The sequence below is a fragment of the Microbacterium sp. 05T445 genome (genome assembly GCF_056395865.1).
In genome coordinates this window covers 1,923,454-1,945,919 of the sequence record NZ_JBFTKJ010000001.1, presented here as the reverse complement: position 1 = coordinate 1,945,919, position 22,466 = coordinate 1,923,454, and the positions used below count along the sequence as shown (strand labels likewise).

Here is a 22,466-nt window from a genome sequence, read left to right as displayed (position 1 = left end):
ACCGGACGGGACTACGGCCGGTCGGGCAGTGAGCCCCAGCGTAACGGGGGCGATGGACGCCGGGACGGAACCGCGACACGGGCGCGGCGGATCCGACCCGCGAAAGGCCTGATCAGCGGTCGGCGGATGCCGCGTCCGGGGTTGCCGGGGGCAGTCCGCGCTTGGCGCGTTCCTGGGCCTCGATCTTCGCGTACACGCGCCGTTCGGTGCGGTCCGCGCGCATCACGCTGCGCACGACGAAGACGAAGATCCCGAGGACCACGACGGTCGGCAGGATCGTCCAGAACGCCGCGACCCAGTAATCCATGCCTCCAGGATACCGCCCCTCCTCCCCAGGCCGACCCGCGCGCGGGGTTCGCGCGCTCACCCGCGACGGCTCCCCGTCGGCCGGCCGGCCTGGCGAGAGTCGTCGGCATGACCTCCACCGTCGTGAAAGCCGCGGATGCCGCGCAGTTCCTCACCGTCGTGCCGCGGATGCTGGGCTACCGGCCGGCGCGCAGCCTCGTCCTGATCCCGTTCCGCCGCGGCCGCAGCCTCGGCGCCATGCGATTCGACCTGCCCGACCCCGGCCCCGGCGCGGCCGCCCGCGTCGCGGCCACGATGATCGGCATGGCGTGCCGCGTGCCGGACGCCGATGCCGTCGCCGCGATCGCGTACACCGACGCCCGCTTCGCGGACGGCGAGCGGATGCCGCACCGCGACCTGCTCGATGCGCTCGCCCGCCGCGCCGACGCCTGCGGTCTGGGCGTCACCGATCTGCTGTGCGTCGGCGCCGACGCGTGGGGATCGGCGCTCGACCCCGACTGTCCCGCGGCGGGAAGACCACTCGACGACCTGGACGACGGACACCCCGCACTCCCGGGGCCGGCCGCACCCGCGGGCGACCAGGCGAGCGGCGCGGAGCTGCCGGAGTGCACGGACGAGGAGCGCGAGCACGTGTCGGAGGCGCTCCAGACGCTCGCCCAGGCGATCGCCGCACTGTGCGGTGCGGATGACGTGGGCGGGACGGCGTCGCGCACGGCGCAGGCCAGCCGTCGCGCGTGCGTCGCCGACCTCGGGCCCGTGCCCGGGCCGATCTCGGGTGACGCCGCGGACGCGGCATCCGCTCTCGACGCGGCCGAGCGCGTCGACCCGAGGGCTCTGGCCGCCGTCAGCCGGCTCGACGACCTGCCGGCGTTCTACGAGGAGGTGCTGGAAGGTCGTCCCGGCACACCCGACGCGTACGACACCGCGGTGCTGATCTGGTGCCTCTCACGGCCGTCGCTGCGCGACGTCGCATTGCTGCAGTGGAGCGGCAACCTCGCGCACGGCGACGAGGCCTTCGACGCGCAGCTGCGCTGGGAGTCGGGCGAGCCCTACCCGGAGCACCTCGGGGTGCGACTGTGGGGCGAGGGCGAGCAGCCCGATCCCGACCGGCTCCAGCGGGCGCTCGAGCACGCGCGGCACGCCGCCGCCGCCGCTCCGCGCGACGTCGCACCCGGGCCGCTGGCGCTGTGCGCGTGGCTGTCGTGGGCGCTGGGGCTGTCCACCCACGCCGCGGCCTACGCCGGGCTCGCGTGCGAGATCGAACCCGCGCACGGACTGTCGCAGATCGTGCTGTCGTTCGTGCACGCCGGCCACCTGCCGGACTGGGCGTTCCAGCGTGCGGGCGGCCGCTGAGGTGGCGACCCGCTTACTTGACGAGCGGGAAGAGGATCGTCTCGCGGATGCCGAGGCCGGTCACGGCCATGAGCAGACGGTCGATGCCCATGCCCATGCCGCCGGTGGGCGGCATGCCGTGCTCGAGCGCGCGCAGGAACTCCTCGTCGATGCGCATGGCCTCGAGGTCGCCCTTGGCGGCGAGCTTCGCCTGCTCGACGAAGCGCTCGCGCTGGATGACCGGGTCGACCAGCTCGGAGTACCCCGTCGCCAACTCGAAGCCGCGCACGTACAGGTCCCACTTCTCGACGACACCCGCGATGGAGCGGTGCTCGCGCACCAGCGGGCTGGTGTCCACCGGGAAGTCCATGACGAAGGTGGGCCGCACGAGGCCGGGCTTCACGAAGTGCTCCCACAGCTCCTCGACGAGCTTGCCGTGGATCGCGTGCGGGGGGAGGTCCACGCCTTCCGCCTCGGCGAGCGCCACCAGATCCTCGAACGGCGTCTCGGGCGTGATGGTGCGTCCGGCCGCCTCCGACAGCGAGCCGTACATCGACAGCCGGTCCCACTGCCCGCCCAGGTCGTATTCCGTGCCGTCGGCCCACGTCACCGTCGTCGAGCCCGCCACCGCGATCGCCGCGTTCTGGATGAGCTCCTGCGTGAGGTCGGCGATCCCGTTGTAGTCGCTGTACGCCTGGTAGGCCTCGAGCATCGCGAACTCGGGGCTGTGCGTGGAGTCGGCGCCCTCGTTGCGGAAGTTGCGGTTGATCTCGAAGACGCGGTCGATGCCGCCGACGACCGCCCGCTTGAGGAACAGCTCCGGCGCGATGCGCAGGTACAGGTCGGTGTCGAACGCGTTCGAGTGCGTGATGAAGGGGCGGGCGGATGCCCCACCGTGCTGCACCTGCAGCATCGGCGTCTCGACCTCGACGAAGTCGTGCGCGGCGAACGTCTCGCGCAGGCTCGCGTTGACCTTGGCGCGGGAGATCACCGTGTCGCGAGCGCGATCGCGAACGATGAGATCGAGGAAGCGGCTGCGCACGCGGCTCTCCTCGCTGAGCTCGGAGTGCAGGTTCGGCAGCGGCAGCACGGCCTTGGACGCGATGCGCCAGTCCGACACCATGATCGACAGCTCGCCGCGGCGGCTGGAGATGACCTCGCCCGCCACGAAGACGTGGTCGCCGAGATCGACGAGCTCCTTCCAGGCCTGCAGGGACTCGTCGCCGACGGCCGCCAGCGACACCATCGCCTGGATGCGGCTGCCGTCGCCGGACTGCAGCGTCGCGAAGCAGAGCTTGCCGGTGTTGCGGCTGAAGACGATGCGTCCCGCGACCGCCGCAGTGACGCCGGTCTCGGCACCCGCCTCGAGATCGCCGAAGCGCTCGCGCAGCGCCGGGATGGTGTCGGTGATCGGCAGGCTCACCGGGTACGCGCCGCCCGCGGCATCCGCCCGCTCCGCGATCAGCCGCTCGCGCTTGGCCAGACGCACGGCCTTCTGCTCGAAGACCTCTTCCTCGGTCGGCTCTTCGGGCGCGGCTGCGGGCGTGTCGGTCACGGGGTGGGCTCCTCGGTGGAATCTGCTCCGCGGGGAGCGGGCCCCACGATTCTACCGAGAGGCGTCTGCGCTCTCACCGGGGGGCTCTTCGCGCTGCGCGGCTCAGTCCTCGACGGCGAGAGCGGCCCGCAGTTCATCCCCGGCGCGCCGCATGGTCGCGAGCACGTCGTCGCGGGCGGCGCGCTCTCGCGGCCAGTTGACCAGGACCGCGTAGGCGATCCGTCGGGTCGGCGACATCACCAGGCCCATGTCGGCGCGCACCGTCGAGATCGTGCCCGTCTTGTTCCACAGCCAGACGTCGCGGTCGAAGTAGTAGTGCGCGAGCGGATCGAGCCCGAACGCCGCGGCGACCATCGACAGGTCCATGCCTGCACCCAGCCACCGTTGCAGCGTGTCGGCACTGGCGGGTGCGAGGTCCTCGGCTGTCGCGGTGCGACCGACGAAGCGCACGAGCTCCGTCGCTGTCGCATGCGACAGCGTGCGCGGCGCGCCCGGCGGAAGCGGCCAGCGCACGATGTCGTCCAGGCCGGAGTCGCGGTAGCCGAGCGCCCGCGTGTGCTCCTGCACCACAGGCAGGCCGATCACGCGGCCCAGGGTGTTCGTGGCGGCGTTGTCGCTGACCGCGCCGATGAGCGCGGCGACGTCGTAGAGCGAGAGCGTGTCGGCCTGCAGCAGGTACCAGAGGCCGGAGTTGTCCATCCACTCCACGGGGCGCCGCGTGACGCGGTCCTCGAGGCTGCGGGTGCCGGCATCCGCCTCGGTGAGCAGGCGATGCAGGAGGAAGATCTTGCCGACGCTCGCCGTGTCGAGCACGGTGTCGGCACCGTGGCGGAACAGCTCGACGCCGGAGTCGACGTCGACCGCCAGCGCCGACACCTGCAGTCCCGGGTACGAGGCCTCCAGCTCGTCGAAGCCGATGCTCATGCGTCCACCCTCTCTCCGCGGGCGAAGGCACCGAGCCGCCCTGCCCAGACCTCGCCCGCGCCCTGCACCAGGATCCGGTCGGCGGCGGTGTCGACGACGGTCGTCGCGAACGTCCAGAGGTCGTCCGTCCTGTTCAGCACTCCCGGGGCGCGCAGCCCTCGGAGGATGTCGTCCGCCCCGGTCGGCCGCGGGCACGCGGTGGCCAGAGCCGCGATGCGGCCGCGGCTCTCGGCCAGCCACGGATCGTCGTCGGAGACGGCGAGTCCCGGCCGCGTGCCGTCGACCAGCCGCAGGTGGTTGGTGTGCCGCACCGAGCCGCTCGCGTCGACCGCGACGAGCCCGGCGGCGTTCTCGATGAGGTCGACGCGGCCCTGCGCATCGGCGACGTCGAAGGCGAAGCCGCCGGCGCACGGCACCTCGGCGAGCGCCGACCGGGCAGCGCGGCCGTCGGCCTGGCGCTGCGCGTGCCGCGCCACGAAGTGCCGCCCCGCACCGTCGGTCTCGGCCGACACCACCGGCACGTGGTCCATGCCGAAGCTCAGCCCCACGGAGGTCGTGACGAACGAGTTCGACGGCAGCATTCCGGGGTACCAGACGACCGTGACCGACGGGTCGCCGTCGATGTCGAGCGTCACGAGCCGGATCGCGTCGCGCAGCTCGCCGTCGCCGTCCTCGTTGTGGCCCATCGCCACGCCGTCCTCGGTGCGGACGGCGAGGTCGCTGCATCCGGTGCCGTCGCGCCCGAGGTCGCCGCGCAGGTTGCACGCCCACAGCTCGCGTTCGGGCACCCCCGCCCCCTCGGCGATCCAGGCGAGCTCCTGCGACTCGAGCGGAAGACGCCGCCGCGTCGCGGCGAGCACCGCCTCGAAGCGGTCGCGCGCCGCGCCCTCGGCCCGGCGCACGTGTGCGCGCCACCCGCCGTCCTCCTGGTCGCGCCACGCGGCGATGGCATCGGCGTGCTCGTGGCCGAGCCCGCGCATCACCTCCTCGCGCGACCCGCGCAGCACGGTCCACTCCAGGCCCGACACCGCCTCCGGGCGCTCCACGACGAGGCTCACGCCGGCTGCTCCGCGCGCGCGAGGCCCGTGATGTGGCCGCGGATCGTCTCGCCGATCGCCCACATCGCGTCGATCACCGGCGCCCGCAGATCGTCGGGGCGGTCCTTCCAGTTCGCGGCCACCGCGTACGCGACGGTCGCGGCCGGACCCTCGACGTGACCGATGTCGATCCGCGCGAACGACGTGCTGCCGGTCTTGTGGCGCAGCACGATGTCCTGGTACTCCGGCTCGACGTGCGCGAGCGGATCGACCAGGAACGATGCCGCCGCCATCGACGTGTCGGTGTCGGCCGCCAGCCACGTGAGCACCTGCGCGCTCACCTCGGGCGAGATCACATCGCCCGCTCCGAGCCGCCGCATCAGGTCGGCCAGCTCCGCCCCGGTGCCGTACGACGGCGTCCACGGCAGGTCGGGAGTCCGTTCGTTGCGGATGTAGTCGTGCAGCGACGTGTCGCGATACCCGAGCGCGGGGGCGACCGCGCGCACCTCCTCGAGTCCGCACAGATGCAGCAGGGCGTTGGTGGCGAGGTTGTCGCTCACCGCTCCGACCAGCAGCGCCGCATCGGCCACCGTCACCCGCTGATCCCGCATGCGGTACAGCAGTCCCGAGTCCTCGACGCGATGCTCCTCGGGGATCTCGATGCGCGCGTCGGGCGACAACTCCCCTTCGCTCAGGCGCCGGGCGACCTCGATGAGCAGGAAGACCTTGCCGATCGACGCCGTCTCGCACACCGTGTCGGGCGCGTGCTCTGCGAGCACGGTGCCGTCGGTCGCATCGACGATGCTGATCGACCACGTCACCCGCGGATCCAGCGAGGGCAGCGCGAGTGCGCTCATCCCTCCGCCCCCACCTCGAACCGCACGGCCGCCGCCCCGCCGACGCGCGGCGCCTCCAGCACGCCGTCGACGTTGAGCGGCACGCTGAGGGCGTTCGGGTCATGACCGAAGCCCTGCTCCCACAGCACCGGCACACCGAGATCCTGCAGGTACTCCGACATCAGCGCCCGGATCTCGGGCAGCTCGCCGCAGCGGTACCACGACCCGAGCACGATCGCGGATGCCGCGTCCAGGCGTCCGCCGCGCTGCAGCTGCACCATCAGCCCGTCCAGGCGGTACAGCTCCTCGTCGATGTCCTCCAGGAACAGGATGCCGGCATCCGGCGCCGACTCCGGAGCGCCCACCGCCGCGGCAAGCAGGCTGAGGTTGCCGCCGGTGAACCGTCCCGACGCGGTGCCCGGCACGAGCACCTCGGTCAGCGGGCCGACGATCGCCCGGCCCCGCCACGGCTCGAAGAGCCAGCGGTGCACGTCGGTGCGGATCGTGGACGAGTCGCGGAAGACGTCGTTGCCCGCCATCGGGCAGAACAGCGTCGGCACGTCCAAGTGCACGCGGAACGCCTCGTGCAGCGCGGTGATGTCCGACGAGCCGGTCAGCAGCTTCGGACGGCCGTCGCGACGCGCGGCAGCGGCCCGCATCGCATCCCAGTCGATCTCGTCGAGCAGACGCATCGCACCGTACCCGCCGCGGATGCAGATCACCGCGTCGACCTCGGGATCGAGCCACGCCTGCACCAGGTCGTCGCGCCGCAGCGCGTCCTTGCCTGCCAGATACGACGCTCGGGGGTGCGGCGTCAGCACGTGCGACCCGACGCTCACCTCGAGCCCCCACGCCCGGTAGTACGACACGGCGCGCTCGAGGCTCTCTGCACTGCCCGGCCCGGACGGCGAGACCAGCGCCACCCGGTCGCCGGGGCGCAGTGGGGCCGCGTCGAGATAGGCGTGACGGTCGATGGTGGCGGGGGCGGCGGTCATGCTCATGCGAGGCGCCTTTCGATGCTCGGTGCGGCGGCCAGCAGCCGCTTCGTGTAGTCGTGCTGGGGATCCAGGAGGACGCTCTCGGTGGGCCCGTACTCGACGATCGAGCCCTCCACCATCACCGCGACCGTGTCGGCGATGTTCCACGCGAGCCCGAGGTCGTGGGTGATCACGAGCGCGCTGAGGCCCAGGCGGTCCCGCAGCGACAGCAGCAGCGCCAGGATCTCGCCGCGTGCCGACGCGTCCAGCGACGCCACGGGCTCGTCGGCGACGAGCAGCTGCGGCCCGACGGCGAGCGCCCCGGCGATGACGACGCGCTGACGCTGCCCGCCCGAGAGCTCCTGCGGGATCGCGCCGAAGAATCGCTCCGGCGGCGTGAGCTCGGCATCCGTCAGCGCCTCCGCCACGCGCGTGCGCTCGTCGCCGCGGAAGCGCTGCACCCGCAGGCCCTCCGCTACGAGCTCGTAGACGCTGAGCTTGGGGTTGAGCGCCGCGGCCGGATCCTGCAGCACCATCTGCACCTCGCCGCGGAAGGCGCGCAGCTGGCGTGGCTTGGCGGGCAGCGGCTCGCCGCGGAACCGGATCTCCGATCCGGGGTCCGGCCGCTGCAGGCCCACGAGGGTGCGCGCCAGCGTGCTCTTGCCCGATCCCGACTGGCCGACGAGCGCCACGATCTCGCCCTCGTGCACCGCGAGGTCGACGTTGCGCACGGCGCGCAGCCCCTTCGAGCGGCCGTGGTAGGTGACGTTGAGGCCCTTCGCCTCGAGCACGACGCGGTCGGACGGCGTGCGCGGCTCGGTGCTGCGCGGCTCGCTCCCCCGCCGCGACACCGGATTCATGCGCGACTGCGGGTCGCCGATCGTCGGGAACGCCGAGGCGAGCTGCTGCGTGTACGGATGCTGCGGATCCGTGCACACCTCGAACGCGTCGCCCACCTCGACGACCTCGCCGTCCTTCATGACCGCGATGCGCTCGCACGCCGTCGCGAGCACCGAGAGGTCGTGACTGATCATCAGCATCGAGATGCCGCGGTCGGCCACCAGCTGCGCGATCATGTCGAGGATCTGCTTCTGCACGATCACGTCGAGGGCCGTGGTGGGCTCGTCCGCGATGATGATGTCGGGTTCGCACGCGAGCGCCATGGCGATCATGACGCGCTGCTTCTGACCGCCCGACAACTCGTGCGGGTAGGACTCCGCCTTGCGCGCGGGAAGGTCGACGGCCGCCAGCAGCTCGACCACGCGCGCCTCGCGCGCCTTCTCGGTCTTCCACGCCGAGGTGACGTGCAGCTCGAGCGCCTCGCGGATCTGCTGCCCGACGGTGCGCACCGGGTTGAGCGAGTGCATCGCGCCCTGGAAGACGATGGATGCCTCCGCCCAGCGCAGTGCGCGCAGCTCGCCGAAGCTGAGGTCCATGACGTCGGTGTCGCCGATCGCGACGCGACCGGTGACCGTGGCGTTGGCCGGCAGGAGGCGCAGCACGCTCATCGCGAGCGTCGACTTGCCTGAGCCGGACTCGCCGGCGACGCCGAGCGTCCCGCCGGCCGGAAGGGTCAGCGAGACGCCGCTGACCGCGGCGACCTCGCCGCGGTCGCCGCGCCGCGACGTCTGGTAGGTGATCGAGACGTCCTCGAAGGTCAGATCGGGCACGAGGTCACCGCTTCCTGAGGGTCGGGTTGGTGATGTCCTCCACGGCACGGCCGACGAGGGTGAACGACAGCACGACGACGAGGATCGCGATGCCCGGTGCGAGCACGTACCACCAGTAGCCGCTCGTGGCGGCGGACACGTCCATCGAGTTCTTCAGCACCGTGCCCCACGACTGCAGCGTCGCATCGCCCAGCCCGAGGAACGACAGCGTCGACTCCGCGATGATCGCCGAGCCCACGGTGAGCGTCGTGTTGGCCAGCACCAGCGGCAGCACCGCGGGGAGCACGTGCTTGCCGATGATGTGCCAGTCGCCCGCGCCGAGCACGCGCGAGCGCTCGATGTAGTCGCGCGACTCGACCGACAGCGTCTGCGCCCGTACGACGCGCGCCGTGCCCGCCCATGACGTCAGGCCGATCGCGATCACGATCGTCCATACCCCGCGGCTCAGCACCGACGAGAGCACGATCGCGAGGATGAGCGACGGCAGCACGAGGAAGAAGTCGATGACGCGCATGAGCAGTCCGCCGCCGAAACCGCGGAAGTAGCCGGCGGCCATGCCGATGACGGTGCCGATGATCATCGACATCGCCGTGGCGGCGAACCCGACGATCAGCGAGACCTGTGCGCCCCACACCATGCGGGCCCACAGTTCGCGGCCCTGGTGGTCGGTGCCGAGCGGATGCTCCCACGACGGCGGTGCGAAGGGCGGTGCCGTCACCTTGGTGACGTCGAGCATCTCGACCGGCGCGAGGACGGGGGCGAGGATGCCGACGCCGACGATGACGACGAGGATCACCAGGCCCGCCATGCCCGACCGGTGGTGCGAGAACTCCTGCCAGAATCCGGCGAGCGCGCGGCCGCGGCGGGCCCACGCGACGCCCCTCGGGGAGATCGTGACGGTGTCGGTGGCCATCAGCCGCGCCTCACTCTCGGGTCGAGCTGACGGTAGACGAAGTCGGCGACGAGGTTCATCGCGATGATGATCGCCGAGAAGACGACGAACGTGCCCTGCAGCAGCGGGAGGTCGGGCCCGTTGATGGCCTCGTAGGTGAGCTTGCCCAGGCCCGGCCAGGAGAAGACGGTCTCGACCGTCACCGCGCCGGCGATGAGCCCGCCCAGGTGCAGGAACACGAGCGTGACCGTCGGCAGCAGGGCGTTCGGAACCGCGTGGCGGCGCCGTACGAGGTCGTCGCGAAGACCCTTGGCCCGTGACGTCGTCAGGTAGTCGGCGCTCTTCTCCTCCATGAGCGAGGCGCGCATGACCATGAGGTACTGGGCGTAGACGACGGCGACCATCGTGGTGACCGGCAGCACCATGTGCGACACGACATCGAGCACCTGCCCGAGGAAGTCCGGCGGCGGATCGGGCGAGGTCATGCCACCGGTGGGGAACCAGTGCAGCGTGCCGCCGAACACCATCAGCAGCAGCAGCCCGAGCCAGAACGTCGGCACCGACCAGAACACCAGCGCCGTGGCCGACGCGGTCCGGTCGAAGTGCGAACCGGGTCGCCAGCCCGCCTTCTGACCGAGCCAGAGGCCGAGGGCGATCGAGAGGATCGCCGACGTGCCGGTGAGCAGGATCGTGGGCCAGAAGTACTGCGCGATCAGCTCCGACACGGACGTCTTGTACACGTAGCTCACGCCGAAGTTCAGCGTGAAGACGTTGACCAGGTAGTCCACGAACTGCTGGAACAGCGGCTTGTTCAGCCCCATCTGCTCGCGCAGCTGATCGAGCTGCTCGGAGCTCATCGGCCGCTGCCGGGCGATGGCGGCGACCGGGTCGCCAGGGAGGATCTTGAAGGCGAAGAATCCCAGGAGGATCACCATCACCAGGCTGATGGCCGCTCCGCCGAGCTTGGTGAGGAAGAACGTGAGCGCCGGCATGCTGCGGGGCGTCTCGGCGCCGACCTCCTCGAGGATCACCGCCTCGGTGGGGGGCACGACATTCGTCATCTGTGGACTCCTAGGTGTGGCGACGCGGTTCGTCGCGGCGGGGATGCCCCCGCCGCGACGAACCGTGGATCATTCGACGTCGCCGGACTTGCGGCGTCGGACGACGAAGAAGATCACGCCGCCGATGACGATGACCGCGATGACGACGCCGAGCACGATGAGACCCACGTTGGGGCCTGCAGCGGCCTGCGCGTCGTCGTCGCCTGTCACCGGCTCGACAGTGAGGAAGCCCCAGTATCCCGCCTGGTTGGCGATGATGCCGCCGTCGGCCGGCTGCAGCGTCCATCCCGTGAACCGGTCGGAGCGGTACGCCTCCAGCGAGTTGCCGTACCACGTGGCGATCTGCGCCGTGTCGGTGTAGTTCAGCTGCAGCATCTGGCGGACGATCTCCTGGCGCTTGGCCTCATCCGTCTCGGAGCGCTGCTGCGCGTAGAGCTCGTCGAACTCCGGGTTGCAGTAGCCGTCCTGCGTGGTGCCGCCGGTGCCGTCGGTGTTGGTCGGCAGGTTGGCGCAGGTGTTGATGCCCAGCTGGTAGTCGGGGTCGGGGTTGACGCTCCACCCGGACCAGTAGATGTCGTAGTCACCGGCGAACGAGCGCTCCGAGATGGTGTCGGAGTCGGTCGACTCGACGACCAGCTCGACGCCGATCTCCTTCATCCACGGCACCATGTACTCCGACGCCGACTGCTCGGTGATGTCCTCGGCATCCACCATCAGACGCAGGCTCAGACGGTTGCCGTCCTTGGCGCGGATGCCGTCGGCGCCGGCCACCCAGCCGTCCTCCTCCAGCAGCGCCTTCGCGGCGTCGGGGTCGTAGCCGACGATGACCTCGTCGTCGTCGGGCAGGTGCCACTTCGCGAAGGACGACGGGATGAAGCTCGTGGCGAGCACGCCCTGGTCGGCGAGGACCTTCTCGAGGAGGGTCTGCGCGTCGGTGCCCAGGCGCAGCGCCTGGCGCACCTTGACGTCCTGGAGGGCCGCGTTGCCGGTGCCGAACGGCACGCCGTCACGCGTCTTCATGCCGACGTTGATGCTGTACGAGCTGTAGCGGCGGCCGGTGCCGGAGTTCGTCGTGACGCCGTCCACGCCGGCGAGGGCGTCGAACTGCGTCGGGGTGAGGCCGGTGACGAGGTCGACCTCGCCCGAGCGCAGCGCCTGAACCTGGGCGTCGGAGTTCGTGTAGTACACGTACTGGATGCGGTCGACCTTGGGGGCGCCGCGCCAGAAGTCGGGGTTTGCCTTCAGCGTGATCGACTGGTTGGCCTTGTAGGTGTCGAGCAGGAACGGGCCCGATCCGACGACATCCGAGTCGTTGGCGTACTCGGCGGGGTTGTCGATCTTCTCCCAGATGTGCTTGGGCACGATCGGGATCTCGCTGCCCGGGTTGGGGGCCTGCGGGGTCTTGAGGTTGATGACGACGGTCTTCTCATCCGGCGCCTCGACCGACTCGAAGTTCGACACGAGGTTGCCGTTGGCCACGGCGAGCTCGGGAACGTTCATCATCTGCTCGTAGGTGTAGACGACGTCGGCGGAGGTGATCGGCTCGCCGTCGGACCACGTGAGGCCGTCCTGCATGGTGAAGACCCACTGCTGGCCGCCGTCCTTGGCCTCCCAGCTGTCGGCGAGGCCCTTGGTGGGCGAGCCGTCCTCGGCGTCGTTCTGCACCAGGTACTCGTACACGTACCGGAGGATGTTGGTGGGCAGCAGGTAGATCGAGATGAACGGGTTGAAGGTGTCGACGAAGCCCGACGTCGCGATGCGGAGCGTGGTGGCGTCGGCTTCAGTGGGGGTGGCGGATGCCGCCACCGCGCCGCCGGCCGCCTTGGGGGCCGCCTGCGCCATGCCGGCGGGCAGACCCACCATCAGAGCGACGGCGGTGGTCACCGCCAGGGTTCTCAGCATTCGGGTGCGATAACGGGTTCGCATTGGGGGTTCCTTCCCGTCGTGACCGACTCCGCCGTTGGAGCCTGGTGGATGGAGTACATAGAACAGCATGGGCTGGGATGCGTCAACGTATTTGAATCAGATGTTCCCTGCTGGAAACAAAACTGTCCACTGATCACGCAGACTGCGCCATATCGAGGCTCATTATTTGATACGGATCGTCGGCAAGTACCGCCGCGAGCAGGTCGATGCGCTGCCACAGCGAGGCGAGGGAGACGTGCTCCGAGAGCGCGTGCGCCCCGCCGCCGCGGGGGCCGAAGCCGTCCACGGTGGGGATGCCGAGGCTGCCGAGGGTGTTGGCGTCGCCCGCGCCGTCGGCTGGGCGCGCCGCGACCTCCTGCCCGATCGCCTGCGCGACATCGGCGATGCGGTCGACGAACACGGTGTCGCGGCCCGACGCGCTCCAGGTGGGCCGGCTGCTGAGCGTCTCGACGGCGATCACCGCGCCGGGCCTGACCGCCTCGAGCCCGGCGATGCGCGCGAGCACCTGCGTCTCGGTCGCCGGATCCGAGAAGCGCAGCCCCACCTCGGCCTCCGCGTGCGCGGGCACCACGTTGGCGCGGGTGCCGCCGCGGACCGAGCCGACGTTGCAGAGCACCGTCCCCGCCGCCTCCCCGTCGCCCACGATGCGGCGCAGCGCCACGAGCTGGTCGACGAGCTCGTCCACCGCCGACACCCCCGCGCCGGGGTCGAGCGCGGCATGCGCCGCCCGCCCCGTGACATCCAGCCGGAGTCGCGTGCTGCCGCGCCTCCCGACCTTGAGCGCGCCGTCGGGGTGGGGCGACTCGAACCCGATCGCCGCCGCGACGCCGTCGGCGCAGGCGCGGATGAGAGCACCGGAGTGGGGCGACCCGATCTCCTCGTCGCTCACGATGACCACCCGCACCGCGCGGCGCCGGCGCGCGCCGAGGCGCTCGACCGCGGCGAGCATCACGACCAGCCCCGCCTTCATGTCGTAGACGCCGGGGCCCCGCACGATGTCGCCGTCGACGCTCCACGGCAGTTCGCCCTCGAGTGCTCCGCGCGGCCACACCGTGTCGGAGTGCCCGATCAGCAGCAGCGGAGCGCCCTCGCCGTCGAGATCGGCCACGAGGTCGGTTCCGGATGCCGTGGCCTCGACGCGCACGCGCGCACCCGCGGCATCCCACCATCCGGCCAGCAGCTCCACGATCGCGCGACTGGCGGAGGCGTCGCCCGACGGCGTCTCGACGCCCACGAGGCGCTGGAGCCGATCGAGCGCCCGCGCGCGGTCGGGGGTCAGGTCGTCCATGCCCTCAGAATGCTGAATTCCACGAACATATGCAACCTATGTTGGGGTTGATATCGCGGAACTCCTGCTCTATCTTCAGGATTCATCCCCCGCTGGTCGCAAACATCGGATACGTATCTTGACAGAACAGTCTGCGCCTCGGCATCCCGCGCAGCCTTTCACGCCGCAGACGCTGGACACCGAGTCGGCATTCCGCGCGGCAGGCGCCCTCTACTCACGGGTCTTCGGGTATCACGAACGGGAGTACTCGCTCAACCCACACCTGTTGAGCGCGCTTGTCAAGAACGGCGGCTCGGCTGTCGGAGTATTCTCCGATGCGGGGGAGCTCGTGGGGTTCGTATACGGCTTCGCCGGGCGAGACCGCGCTGGTCAGGAGTACCACTACTCGCAGGCGGCGGTCGTCGACCCGGCGTTTCAGGACCGCGGCATCGGCGGTCTGCTCAAGGCGCATCAGCGCAAGGTCGCGCTGAGCTGGGGCCAGCGCCGCATGCGGTGGACGTTCGACCCCATGCTCACCCGGAACGCGCACTTCAACCTCTCGCGCCTGCACGCCGAGGGCATCGCCTATGCCGACGACTACTACGACCGCCCCGGCACCGACCGGCTCGTGGTCGAGTGGCGGCTGGACCGCACCGCCGACCCCTACGCGGCGTTGCGGCGGGCGACCCCGCCTGAGCTGACCGCGCAGGACTGGGGCCGCGCGATCGCGGACACCGTCGCGGGGCGGGATGCCGTGTGGCTGGCGCTGCCCGCTCAGGCGGCGGCGCCCCGAGCGGCCGTCGCGCCGTCGGTCGGCGCCGCGACGCGCGATGCGCTGCGGGCCGCCCTGGCCGAAGACCGTGTGCTGGTCGCCTGCGCGCGGACCGGCTCCGACACCGCGGCGTACCTCGCCGTGAGCCGATCCGTCCCCGAGGAGGGATGATGTCCGAGCACGACGACGGCATCGACGAGAGCGAACTCGACCGCAGCCTGGTCTCCCCGCACGAGCGGTACGGCGAGCGCTTCCGCACGAACACCTCGGCCGAGGCCCTGCAGACCCAGATCATCGAGGCCGAGACGCGCTCGCTCGCCAAGGCGCTCGAAGAGGTCGCGCAGAGCGGCGGCGTGCTGCACGCGGCCACGCTGATCCTCGGCGCCCGCCGCCGGTACATCACCGGCAGGGGCAAGGGCGGGGCCTATGCGGCGCTGCTGGCGGCGGACCTGTCGGCGACCCTGTCGAACGTCTTCGTCGTCGACGGGCGCGCGCTGGACGCCCTCACCGTCCTCACCGACGTGCGCGCCTCGGACGTGCTCGTGGTGTTCTCGATGCGCCGCTACCGCGAGGAGACCGTCCGGTTCGGCGAGCTCTTCCACGAGGCCGGCGGGCAGCTGGTCGTGATCACCGACGCCGAGGACGCCCCGCTGGCGTCCCTGGCGGCGGCGCTCATCCGGGTGCGGACGAGCTCGGCGTCGTACGCGGACTCCCCCACGGCCGTGGCCGCGGTGTGCCATCTCCTCAGCACCCTGACCACCGCGAGCGCGAAGGGCGCACGGCGCCGGCTCTCGGTGCGCGATCAGCTCTCGGCCGACCTGGGCCTGTACCACCCGGACCAGGGCAAGGATCCTCGCGCATGAGGATCGACCGCATCCGCCTCTTCCACGTCGCCCTCCCCCTCGTCCACGGCTTCGAGACGAGCTCGCACCGCAAGACCCACCTCGAGCACATCCTCGTCGAGGCGACGGATGCCGACGGCCGCACCGGGTGGGGCGAGATCGCCTCGCCGAGCGCGCCCTACTTCTGCTCCGAGACCACGGCGACCGCCTGGATGATCGCGCTCGACTACCTCGTGCCGGCCGCGCTCGGCGCCGAGTGGGACGCCCCGGAGGAGCTCGAGGAGCGCTGGTCCCGGATCCGCGGGCACGAGTTCGCGAAGGCCGGCTTCGTCGGCGCCACGTGGGACCTGTACGCGCGCACCGAGCGCCTGAGCCTGGCCGCCGCGCTCGGCGGCACGCGGGCCCAGGTGGCCGCCGGGGTCTCGCTCGGGATCGAGCCGACGATCGACGCACTGCTGCAGGAGGTCGAGCGGCAGCTGGCGGCGGGGTACCGGCGGGTGAAGCTCAAGATCGCGCCCGGATGGGACCGCGAGCCGGTGCGTGCCGTCCGGTCGGCGCATCCCGACCTCGACCTGCACGTCGACGCCAACGGCGTGTACCTCGACAGCGACGAGACCACCGCCCTGTTCCGCTCGTTCGACCGGGAGCGGCTCACCATGATCGAGCAGCCGTTCGCCCCGCGCGAGCTCATGGCGCACGCCCGGCTGCAGCGCGTGCTCGAGACGCCGATCTGCCTCGACGAATCGGTCGTCGCGCTGGGCGACCTGCGCACCATGATCGAGGCCGACGCCGGCCGGGTGCTCAACATCAAGGCGTCCCGCATGGGCGGGCTGTCCGTCGCGCGCCGTGCGCACGACCTGGCGGCGGATGCCGGCATCCCGGTGTGGTGCGGCGGCATGCACGAGTTCGGCGTCGGCCGGGCGGCCAACGTCGCACTGTCGTCGCTGCCGAACTTCACGCTGCCCTCGGACGTCTCGGGCTCGGACAAGTACTACGCGCAGGACGTCGTGGTGCCGCCGGTGACCGCGGTGGCCGGCCTCGTGGACGTGCCGACCACCCCTGGGATCGGCCACGATGTCCGGCTCGAGCAGGTGCACGCGCACGCGCTGCGTACGTTCGACTCCTCGATGGCGGATGCCGCCGCCCTCCGCTGAACCGAGAACCCCGCTCGCCCTCGCCGTCAGGATTCGTCTGTGGAACCGCTTCTCCTCTACGTGCTCGACCTCTCCCCGGCCGCCGACCCCGCCACCGGTTGGACCCGGCGCGACCCGCGGACGGCGATGCTCACCGCCAGCGACCTCGGGGCCACCCGCGGCGACGGCGTGTTCGAGACCGCGGTCGTGGTCGACGGCGTCCCGCAGGCCCTCGACGCGCACCTCGACCGGTTCGCACGGTCGGCCGCGCTGATGGACCTGCCGGTCCCCCGCCGGGAGCAGTGGCGGGCCGCCGTCACTGCGATGGCATCCGAGCTGTCCGATCCCGACCGGCGCCGCGCGATCAAGTTCGTGATGACCCGCGGCGACGAGGCCGGCGACGGCACGCCGAGCGGCTGGCTGCTCGGGTTCGCGCCCGGCGCCGGGCCCGCGGCATCCGTCCGCGACAGCGGGGTCGCCGTCATCCTCCTGGACCGCGGCTACCGGCACGACGTCGCGCAGACCTCGCCCTGGCTGCTGCAGGGCGCCAAGTCGCTGTCGTACGCGGTCAACATGGCGGCGCTGCGCGAGGCGCGGCGCCGGGGCGCCGACGAGGTCGTCTTCACCAGCATCGACGGGTTCGTGCTGGAGGGGCCGAGCTCGACGGTCATCGCGCGCATCGACGGCCAGTACGTGACGCCCCCGCCGGAGTTCGGCATCCTCGAGGGCACCACGCAGGGGGACGCGTTCGACGCCCTGCGCGGGGCCGCCGCGCGGGTCGCGACGCGGCCGGTCCTCGTCGACGAGCTGGAGCGCGCCGACGCGGTGTGGCTGTGCTCGAGCACGCGAGGCGCCGTCCCGGTACGGTCGATCGACGGCGCCGCGCGGACGATCGACCACGAGCGCACCGCGTTCATGAACGCGCACCTGGACGCACGGAAGGCGTGAGCATGATCCCGATCATCGACGGACACAACGACCTGGCCTGGGCCGCCCGCGAAGGCCTGGCCTACGATGCGGCGCCGCTGGCGGCATCCGTCCCCGGCCTGCACACCGACCTGCCGCGGCTGACCGCCGGCGGGGTCGGCGGTCAGTTCTGGTCGGTGTGGGTCGATCCGGCGCTGGGCGGTGCGGAGCAGGTCACCGCCACGCTCGAGCAGATCGACTTCGTACAGCGCCTGATCGAGGCGCACCCCGACCGGCTGGTCGCTGCGCGCACGGCCGATGACGTGCGGGCGGCGTTCGCCGACGGGCGGATCGCGTCGCTCATGGGTGCCGAAGGAGGCGCTCAGCTGGGCGGCTCGCCCGCGGTGCTGCGCCAGTACGCGCGGCTCGGCGTCCGGTACCTGACGCTCACGTGGTCGTTCACGACGTCCTGGGCCGATTCCGCCACCGACGCGCAGCGGCACGGCGGACTGACCGACTTCGGGCTCGAGGTGGTCCGCGAGATGAACCGCATCGGCGTGCTCGTCGACCTCGCCCACGTCGCCCCGTCGACGATGCGCGACGCGCTGGCGGTGAGCACGCGGCCCGTGCTCGTCACGCACTCCGGGGCCGCCGCGCTGTGCGACCACCCCCGGAACGTCCCCGACGACGTGCTGGCCGCGATCGGCGCGGCGGACGGCGTCGTCATGGTGGCCTTCGTGCCGTCGTTCCTGTCGCAGGCCCGTCGCGACTGGGTCCTCGCCGGCGAGACCGGCACGCCGCCGGAGGTGGGCATCGCCGACGTCGCGGACCACATCGACCACGTGCGGCGGGTCGCGGGCGTGCACGCTGTGGGCCTGGGCGCCGACTACGACGGCACCGACGCCATGCCGACGGGCTTGGGCGACGTCTCTCGCTACCCTGACCTCCTCGCGGAGCTGCGCCGCCGCGGCTGGACGGAGGACGAGCTCGAAGGGCTCGCCCACCGCAACGTGCTGCGCGTGCTCGAAGCGTCCGACCCGGACTACCGCGCCTTCCTCGCGGGCACGGCGCAGCCGCCAGCGACGGCGGCGCTGCGTCCGGCGATCGATCCGGCGACCGGGCGTGCCCGCGTGCTCGTCGTGGTGAACTCGGACGCCTCCGGCCCGCGGCGGTTGGCCGACTGGCTGCGCTCCGAGGGGATCGAGCCGCACGTCGTGCGCGGCGCGGACGGGCTTCCCGCAGACCTGTCGGGCTACCGGGGGCTGGTGCTCCTCGGCGGCGGGCTCATGCCCGACGACGACGAGCGCGCCCCGTGGCTCGCGCAGGAGCGCGTGCTCGCGACGCAGGCGATCGCCGCCGACCTCCCGACGCTCGGCATCTGCCTCGGCGGCCAGCTGCTCGCCCACGTCGCCGGCGGCGAGGTGCGGGCGGCGTTCGGTCCTGAGGAGCGCGGCTCCACCGCGATCACGACGACGGCGGACGGGCACGACGACGCGGTGCTGCGCACGTTCGAGGGCGGCGCGCCCATGATCCAGAACCACCAGGACATGATCACCGTCCTGCCGCCGGGGGCGACCCTGCTCGCCTCGAGCGAGGCGGTGGCCAACCAGGCGTTCCGCCTCGGGAACCACGTGCGCGGCCTGCAGTTCCACCCCGAGGCATCCGTCGCCGACGTCGCACGCTGGAGTGAGGACGTCCACGGCACAGAGGGTCTGCGCGCGCTGATCGACGCGGCCGAGCGCGACCACGACCACAACACCCGCGTCAGCCGGGCGCTGGTCGGCGCGTTCGCCGCCGAGGTCGAGGCAGCCGCCGAGTGGACCGCGTCGTGACGGCCGACCCGCCCGCCGGCTTGACAGAGGCCGCTCAGGCGGCGCTGGCCGGACGGATGGATGCCGCCACCACACGCCTGGCGCCGGGCTGGCTGGCCGCCGTCACCTGGCGGGGCGAGGTGCTCGCGATCGCGACCGGCGGCTCACCGCGGCACGACGGCCGTCCCACGGCGCCCGACACGGTGTTCCGCATCGCGTCGATGTCGAAGAGCTTCCTCGCGGCGACGGCGCTGGCGTTGCGCGACGAGGGGTTGCTCGACTTCCACGCCCCCGCCACCGATTACGTCCCGGCGCTCCGATCGGCGCGCTTCGAGGGCCGGCCGGTCGACCTGACGCTGGACGAGCTGCTCTCCAACCGCGGCGGACTCGCCGAGGACAACCCCTGGGGCGACGAGCACCTCGGCGCCTCGCGCGAGGAGATCGGCGCCGAGGTGGCGGCGGGACTGCGGCTGTCGGCATCCCCCGGCACCGAGTACCAGTACTCGAACCTGGGCATCTCGTTGGTCGGGCGCGCGATCGAGGCCGTCACCGGGCGAGCGGTCGAGGAGGAGGTCCGCGACCGGATCCTCGCCCCGCTCGGCCTGCACGACACGCGGGCTGCTGCCGAGCTGTACCCCGAGGGGACCGATCTCGCCCAGGGGTTCCGGACGTTCGACGGGGGCGAGACCTTCGCGTTCGAGCCGTACGTCGGGTCGGGCGCCCTCGCCTGCATCGGCAGCCTCTTCAGCACCGCCGCAGACATCGCCACGTGGACGCACTTCCTCGGGTCGGCCTTCGGCGTCGACGCCGTGGCCGACGGCGTCCTCGCCGAGCGGACGCGCCGCGAGATGCAGACCGCGCGCACGCTCATCCCCCTCGGCGCCGACGGATTCCCCGGGCGCACGCTCGACGGCGCCGGATACGGCTACGGCCTCGTCGTCGAGCACGACCGGCGGTTCGGGCGCGTGCTCCAGCACGCCGGCGGGCTCCCCGGGTTCTCGTCCCACATGCGCTGGCAGGTCGCGAGCGGACTGGGCGTGGTCGTGTTCGGCAACTCCGACGGCTTCGGCGCCGGGCGCATCGCCGTCGACATCCATCAGGCGCTCCTCGGCGCTGTCGACGCGCCCGCCGCCGTCGTGCGCCCATGGCCCGAGGTCGTGGACGCCGCGCGGCGCCTCGACCACGTCGTGCGCTGCGGCGGTTCGCTGGCGGATGTCGGACGGCTGCTCGCTCGGAACGTCCTGCGCGACGTCCCGCTCGAGGTGCGGGAGCGCCGGGTGGCCGAGGCGCTCGCCGAGGTCGGTCCGCCGGTGGCGTCCCCTCCGCGGTTCGAGGACCGTGTGCGGTCGGCATCCGACGCGTCGGCGCTGCGGTGGACGATCCCGTGCGAGCGCGGCACGCTGGTGTGCGACGTGCAGGCGATCGGTCTGGCCGCGCCGCTGGTGCAGGCGTTCTCGGTGCGCGTGGCCGGGCCCGACGGGCGCACGCCGACAGAGGACGGCGAACAGGTCGACGACCGGCAGATCGTCGCGGGGCTCTGACACCCCGTTCCGGCGCGCCGGAGTTCAGGGCACCTCGATCGGCACGCCCAGGGGCGCCCAGCGCACCCGGTCGCGCACCGTGACCGGGGCGTCGGCGAAGACGCGCGCGGCCGCCTCCTCCTGCTGCGAGAAGTGGCTCCAGCCCTCCACGTGCACCGGCACGGCCGTCGTCGGCTCGGCGATCGCGATGAGCTCGACGGCGTCGTCGGCGTCCATCGTGTAGGCGAGCGGCCCGGTGAGCGGGAACTTCACGGCGCCGATATGGACGAGCGCGACCTCGGGCCGCATGCGCGCGGCCGCGCGCCGCAGGGCGCCGTACATCACCATGTCCCCCGTCATCCACAGCCCCGGCCGTGCTGCTCCCGCGAGCGAGAGCGAGAAGCCGATGACGGGGCCGACGATGGGGCGGGCGAACGCGGCCCCGTGACGGCAGGGCGTCGCCGTCACGACGAGGTCCGGCCTGCCCTCTGCGGTCAACGTGGTCCCCTCGCCGGCCTTCAAGCCCCGGGCGTCGGGGTGCCCGTTCCCCGCCAGCTGCTTGGCGCCGGCGACCGTCGTCAGCACCGTGCGAGCCGACGACAGGCCGGCGCGCCCGGCGTCGTCGAGGTTGTCGGCGTGCTGATGGTGACTGAGCAGCACCGCGTCCACGTCGCCGATCTCCGCCAGGGGGACGGCCGGGCCCGTGGTCTTGCGCGAGGTCGTCCCGAGGGCGAAGGAGTACGTGCGCCCCGGCGGGTCGAAGGTCGGATCGGTGAGGATGCGCCAGCCCCGCCATTCGACGAGCACCGTGGGACCGCCGATCCGCGTGACGTGCATGTGCCGTCTCCCTTCAGGAGCGGTCAGCCGAGGTAGATCTCGGCGTTGTCGATGAATCGGTGGCCGGCCACCGAGGCGGCGATGAGCGCCAGCGCCGGGCCCCGACGCCCCTCGTCGACCGGGAGGAACGTCGCCGGGTCGACGACGCTCAGGTACTCCAGCCGGATGCGCGGTTCGCCCATCAGCGCCGACTGCGCTGCCGCGATGCAGGCGTCCACACCCCGATCGGCGTTCGCCGCGGCCGCGTCCAGCGCCGCGGGGAGCAGGGCGGCCGCGGCGAGGTCGTTCTCCGCGAGCATGCCCACGCGCGTCGAGATCGGAAGGCCGTCGTCGGAGCGCACCGTCTCCACGGTCGCGACGTCGACGTCGAACAGGAGGTCGCGAACCATGCGGCGCACCAGGAACACCCGCTGCCGGTCGCGCTCGCCATAGACCGCGACGTCGGGACGCACCAGGTGGAACAGCTTCGCCTCGACGGTCAGCAGCGCGTCGAAGTAGAACGGGCGCGCGCGCCCCTCATAGCGCAGGCCCAGATCGCCGGCCGAGATCTTCGTCGTCGCCGCGCCGTCGGGAAGCAGCTCCTCGGCGGCGGGCGCGAACACGACCTCGACACCGAGGGACTCCAGCAGCGCCGCATCCTCGTCGGGGGTGCGCGGGTACTCGGCGAACTCCGCCGCGGTGGCGAAGCGGAGCGGATTGACGAACAGCGACACGACGACGACGTCGGCGACCTCGCGAGCGCGGTGGATCAGGTCGATGTGCCCGTCGTGGAGCGAGCCGATCGTCGAGATGAGCGCGACGCGGGCACCGGGCGCGGCGGCGCGGACCTCGTCCAGGCGGGCGCGCAGCCCGTCGATGGTGC

20 protein-coding genes are annotated in these 22,466 nt (G+C 72.1%); 7 read left to right on the top strand and 13 right to left on the bottom strand.

Translation table 11 applies throughout. The features are described from left to right. Window positions 1-112: 112 nt before the first annotated feature. Window positions 113-307, bottom strand: coding sequence for a hypothetical protein (locus AC1DDU_RS09240; protein ID WP_477433262.1), 195 nt, complete (start codon window positions 305-307; stop codon window positions 113-115). Window positions 308-414: 107 nt separating this feature from the next. Here AC1DDU_RS09240 and AC1DDU_RS09235 point away from each other — a divergent pair, with 107 nt between their 5' ends. Further along, the gene (locus AC1DDU_RS09235; RefSeq protein ID WP_477433260.1) at window positions 415-1,659 is read left to right on the top strand and encodes a DUF4192 family protein; all 1,245 of its coding nucleotides are present in this window, start codon (window positions 415-417) and stop codon (window positions 1,657-1,659) included. A 13-nt stretch (window positions 1,660-1,672) separates the two neighbouring features. Here the strand turns inward: AC1DDU_RS09235 and lysS are convergent, their stop codons facing one another. The 10 genes from lysS to AC1DDU_RS09185 all read right to left on the bottom strand — a co-directional run bounded on the left by lysS (window position 1,673) and on the right by AC1DDU_RS09185 (window position 13,804). Further along, the gene (gene lysS / locus AC1DDU_RS09230; RefSeq protein ID WP_477433258.1) at window positions 1,673-3,193 is read right to left on the bottom strand and encodes a lysine--tRNA ligase; all 1,521 of its coding nucleotides are present in this window, start codon (window positions 3,191-3,193) and stop codon (window positions 1,673-1,675) included. 102 nt (window positions 3,194-3,295) lie between these two features. After that, window positions 3,296-4,117: a serine hydrolase gene (locus tag AC1DDU_RS09225; protein WP_477433256.1), complete on the bottom strand. Its 822-nt coding sequence runs from the start codon at window positions 4,115-4,117 to the stop codon at window positions 3,296-3,298. Beyond that, the gene (locus tag AC1DDU_RS09220) at window positions 4,114-5,175 is read right to left on the bottom strand and encodes a C45 family autoproteolytic acyltransferase/hydolase (protein WP_477433254.1); all 1,062 of its coding nucleotides are present in this window, start codon (window positions 5,173-5,175) and stop codon (window positions 4,114-4,116) included. The genes AC1DDU_RS09225 and AC1DDU_RS09220 overlap by 4 nt, the downstream gene beginning before the upstream one ends. Continuing rightward, window positions 5,172-6,011: a serine hydrolase gene (locus tag AC1DDU_RS09215; protein WP_477433252.1), complete on the bottom strand. Its 840-nt coding sequence runs from the start codon at window positions 6,009-6,011 to the stop codon at window positions 5,172-5,174. Before AC1DDU_RS09215 ends, AC1DDU_RS09220 begins: the two co-directional genes overlap by 4 nt. After that, window positions 6,008-6,991 (bottom strand): S66 peptidase family protein, encoded by a 984-nt coding sequence (locus tag AC1DDU_RS09210; protein ID WP_477433250.1) that lies wholly within the window; start codon window positions 6,989-6,991, stop codon window positions 6,008-6,010. Before AC1DDU_RS09210 ends, AC1DDU_RS09215 begins: the two co-directional genes overlap by 4 nt. Beyond that, window positions 6,988-8,637, bottom strand: a complete 1,650-nt coding sequence (nikE, locus tag AC1DDU_RS09205) for a nickel ABC transporter ATP-binding protein NikE (protein ID WP_477433248.1) — start codon at window positions 8,635-8,637, stop codon at window positions 6,988-6,990. Before nikE ends, AC1DDU_RS09210 begins: the two co-directional genes overlap by 4 nt. Before the next feature lie 4 nt (window positions 8,638-8,641). Then, complete coding sequence (locus AC1DDU_RS09200; protein ID WP_477433246.1) at window positions 8,642-9,550, bottom strand: ABC transporter permease; 909 nt, start codon at window positions 9,548-9,550, stop codon at window positions 8,642-8,644. Continuing rightward, window positions 9,550-10,590 carry an ABC transporter permease gene (locus AC1DDU_RS09195; RefSeq protein WP_477433244.1) on the bottom strand — a complete coding sequence of 347 codons (1,041 nt, stop codon included), beginning with the start codon at window positions 10,588-10,590 and terminating at the stop codon, window positions 9,550-9,552. Before AC1DDU_RS09195 ends, AC1DDU_RS09200 begins: the two co-directional genes overlap by 1 nt. A 69-nt stretch (window positions 10,591-10,659) precedes the next feature. Next, on the bottom strand, window positions 10,660-12,492 hold the full coding sequence (locus AC1DDU_RS09190) for an ABC transporter substrate-binding protein (RefSeq protein ID WP_477433242.1): 1,833 nt from the start codon (window positions 12,490-12,492) through the stop codon (window positions 10,660-10,662). A 157-nt stretch (window positions 12,493-12,649) separates the two neighbouring features. Next, window positions 12,650-13,804, bottom strand: a complete 1,155-nt coding sequence (locus tag AC1DDU_RS09185) for a M20/M25/M40 family metallo-hydrolase (protein ID WP_477433240.1) — start codon at window positions 13,802-13,804, stop codon at window positions 12,650-12,652. A gap of 118 nt (window positions 13,805-13,922) precedes the next feature. Here AC1DDU_RS09185 and AC1DDU_RS09180 point away from each other — a divergent pair, with 118 nt between their 5' ends. Genes AC1DDU_RS09180 through AC1DDU_RS09155 form a run of 6 tightly spaced genes read left to right on the top strand, consistent with a single transcriptional unit; the run spans window position 13,923 to window position 20,788 of the window. Then, on the top strand, window positions 13,923-14,726 hold the full coding sequence (locus tag AC1DDU_RS09180) for a GNAT family N-acetyltransferase (protein WP_477433238.1): 804 nt from the start codon (window positions 13,923-13,925) through the stop codon (window positions 14,724-14,726). Then, window positions 14,726-15,418, top strand: a complete 693-nt coding sequence (locus AC1DDU_RS09175) for an SIS domain-containing protein (protein WP_477433236.1) — start codon at window positions 14,726-14,728, stop codon at window positions 15,416-15,418. The genes AC1DDU_RS09180 and AC1DDU_RS09175 overlap by 1 nt, the downstream gene beginning before the upstream one ends. Beyond that, a complete protein-coding gene (menC, locus tag AC1DDU_RS09170) occupies window positions 15,415-16,551 on the top strand; it encodes an o-succinylbenzoate synthase (protein ID WP_477433234.1) in 1,137 nt (378 codons plus the stop codon). The genes AC1DDU_RS09175 and menC overlap by 4 nt, the downstream gene beginning before the upstream one ends. A gap of 39 nt (window positions 16,552-16,590) precedes the next feature. After that, window positions 16,591-17,478 carry an aminotransferase class IV gene (locus AC1DDU_RS09165; protein ID WP_477433232.1) on the top strand — a complete coding sequence of 296 codons (888 nt, stop codon included), beginning with the start codon at window positions 16,591-16,593 and terminating at the stop codon, window positions 17,476-17,478. A 2-nt stretch (window positions 17,479-17,480) separates the two neighbouring features. Further along, window positions 17,481-19,268, top strand: coding sequence for a membrane dipeptidase (locus AC1DDU_RS09160; protein WP_477433230.1), 1,788 nt, complete (start codon window positions 17,481-17,483; stop codon window positions 19,266-19,268). Further along, complete coding sequence (locus tag AC1DDU_RS09155; protein WP_477433228.1) at window positions 19,253-20,788, top strand: serine hydrolase domain-containing protein; 1,536 nt, start codon at window positions 19,253-19,255, stop codon at window positions 20,786-20,788. The genes AC1DDU_RS09160 and AC1DDU_RS09155 overlap by 16 nt, the downstream gene beginning before the upstream one ends. Before the next feature lie 24 nt (window positions 20,789-20,812). On the opposite strand, the gene AC1DDU_RS09150 is transcribed toward AC1DDU_RS09155, so the two are convergent. Together AC1DDU_RS09150 and panC are read right to left on the bottom strand one after the other, a co-directional pair. Then, the gene (locus tag AC1DDU_RS09150; protein WP_477433226.1) at window positions 20,813-21,604 is read right to left on the bottom strand and encodes an MBL fold metallo-hydrolase; all 792 of its coding nucleotides are present in this window, start codon (window positions 21,602-21,604) and stop codon (window positions 20,813-20,815) included. Between the two features lie 23 nt (window positions 21,605-21,627). Continuing rightward, window positions 21,628-22,440 (bottom strand): pantoate--beta-alanine ligase, encoded by an 813-nt coding sequence (gene panC / locus AC1DDU_RS09145; protein ID WP_477433474.1) that lies wholly within the window; start codon window positions 22,438-22,440, stop codon window positions 21,628-21,630. Window positions 22,441-22,466 lie beyond the last annotated feature (26 nt).

What these genes read in the sequence shown, in the direction of transcription:
- AC1DDU_RS09240 (WP_477433262.1), bottom strand. Translation starts at nt 307, where the DNA reads ATGGATTACTGGGTCGCGGCGTTCTGGACGATCCTGCCGACCGTCGTG.
- AC1DDU_RS09235 (WP_477433260.1), top strand. Translation starts at nt 415, where the DNA reads ATGACCTCCACCGTCGTGAAAGCCGCGGATGCCGCGCAGTTCCTCACC.
- AC1DDU_RS09225 (WP_477433256.1), bottom strand. Translation starts at nt 4,117, where the DNA reads ATGAGCATCGGCTTCGACGAGCTGGAGGCCTCGTACCCGGGACTGCAG.
- AC1DDU_RS09215 (WP_477433252.1), bottom strand. Translation starts at nt 6,011, where the DNA reads ATGAGCGCACTCGCGCTGCCCTCGCTGGATCCGCGGGTGACGTGGTCG.
- AC1DDU_RS09210 (WP_477433250.1), bottom strand. Translation starts at nt 6,991, where the DNA reads ATGAGCATGACCGCCGCCCCCGCCACCATCGACCGTCACGCCTATCTC.
- AC1DDU_RS09200 (WP_477433246.1), bottom strand. Translation starts at nt 9,550, where the DNA reads ATGGCCACCGACACCGTCACGATCTCCCCGAGGGGCGTCGCGTGGGCC.
- AC1DDU_RS09195 (WP_477433244.1), bottom strand. Translation starts at nt 10,590, where the DNA reads ATGACGAATGTCGTGCCCCCCACCGAGGCGGTGATCCTCGAGGAGGTC.
- AC1DDU_RS09190 (WP_477433242.1), bottom strand. Translation starts at nt 12,492, where the DNA reads ATGCTGAGAACCCTGGCGGTGACCACCGCCGTCGCTCTGATGGTGGGT.
- AC1DDU_RS09185 (WP_477433240.1), bottom strand. Translation starts at nt 13,804, where the DNA reads ATGGACGACCTGACCCCCGACCGCGCGCGGGCGCTCGATCGGCTCCAG.
- AC1DDU_RS09175 (WP_477433236.1), top strand. Translation starts at nt 14,726, where the DNA reads ATGTCCGAGCACGACGACGGCATCGACGAGAGCGAACTCGACCGCAGC.
- menC (WP_477433234.1), top strand. Translation starts at nt 15,415, where the DNA reads ATGAGGATCGACCGCATCCGCCTCTTCCACGTCGCCCTCCCCCTCGTC.
- AC1DDU_RS09160 (WP_477433230.1), top strand. Translation starts at nt 17,481, where the DNA reads ATGATCCCGATCATCGACGGACACAACGACCTGGCCTGGGCCGCCCGC.
- AC1DDU_RS09150 (WP_477433226.1), bottom strand. Translation starts at nt 21,604, where the DNA reads ATGCACGTCACGCGGATCGGCGGTCCCACGGTGCTCGTCGAATGGCGG.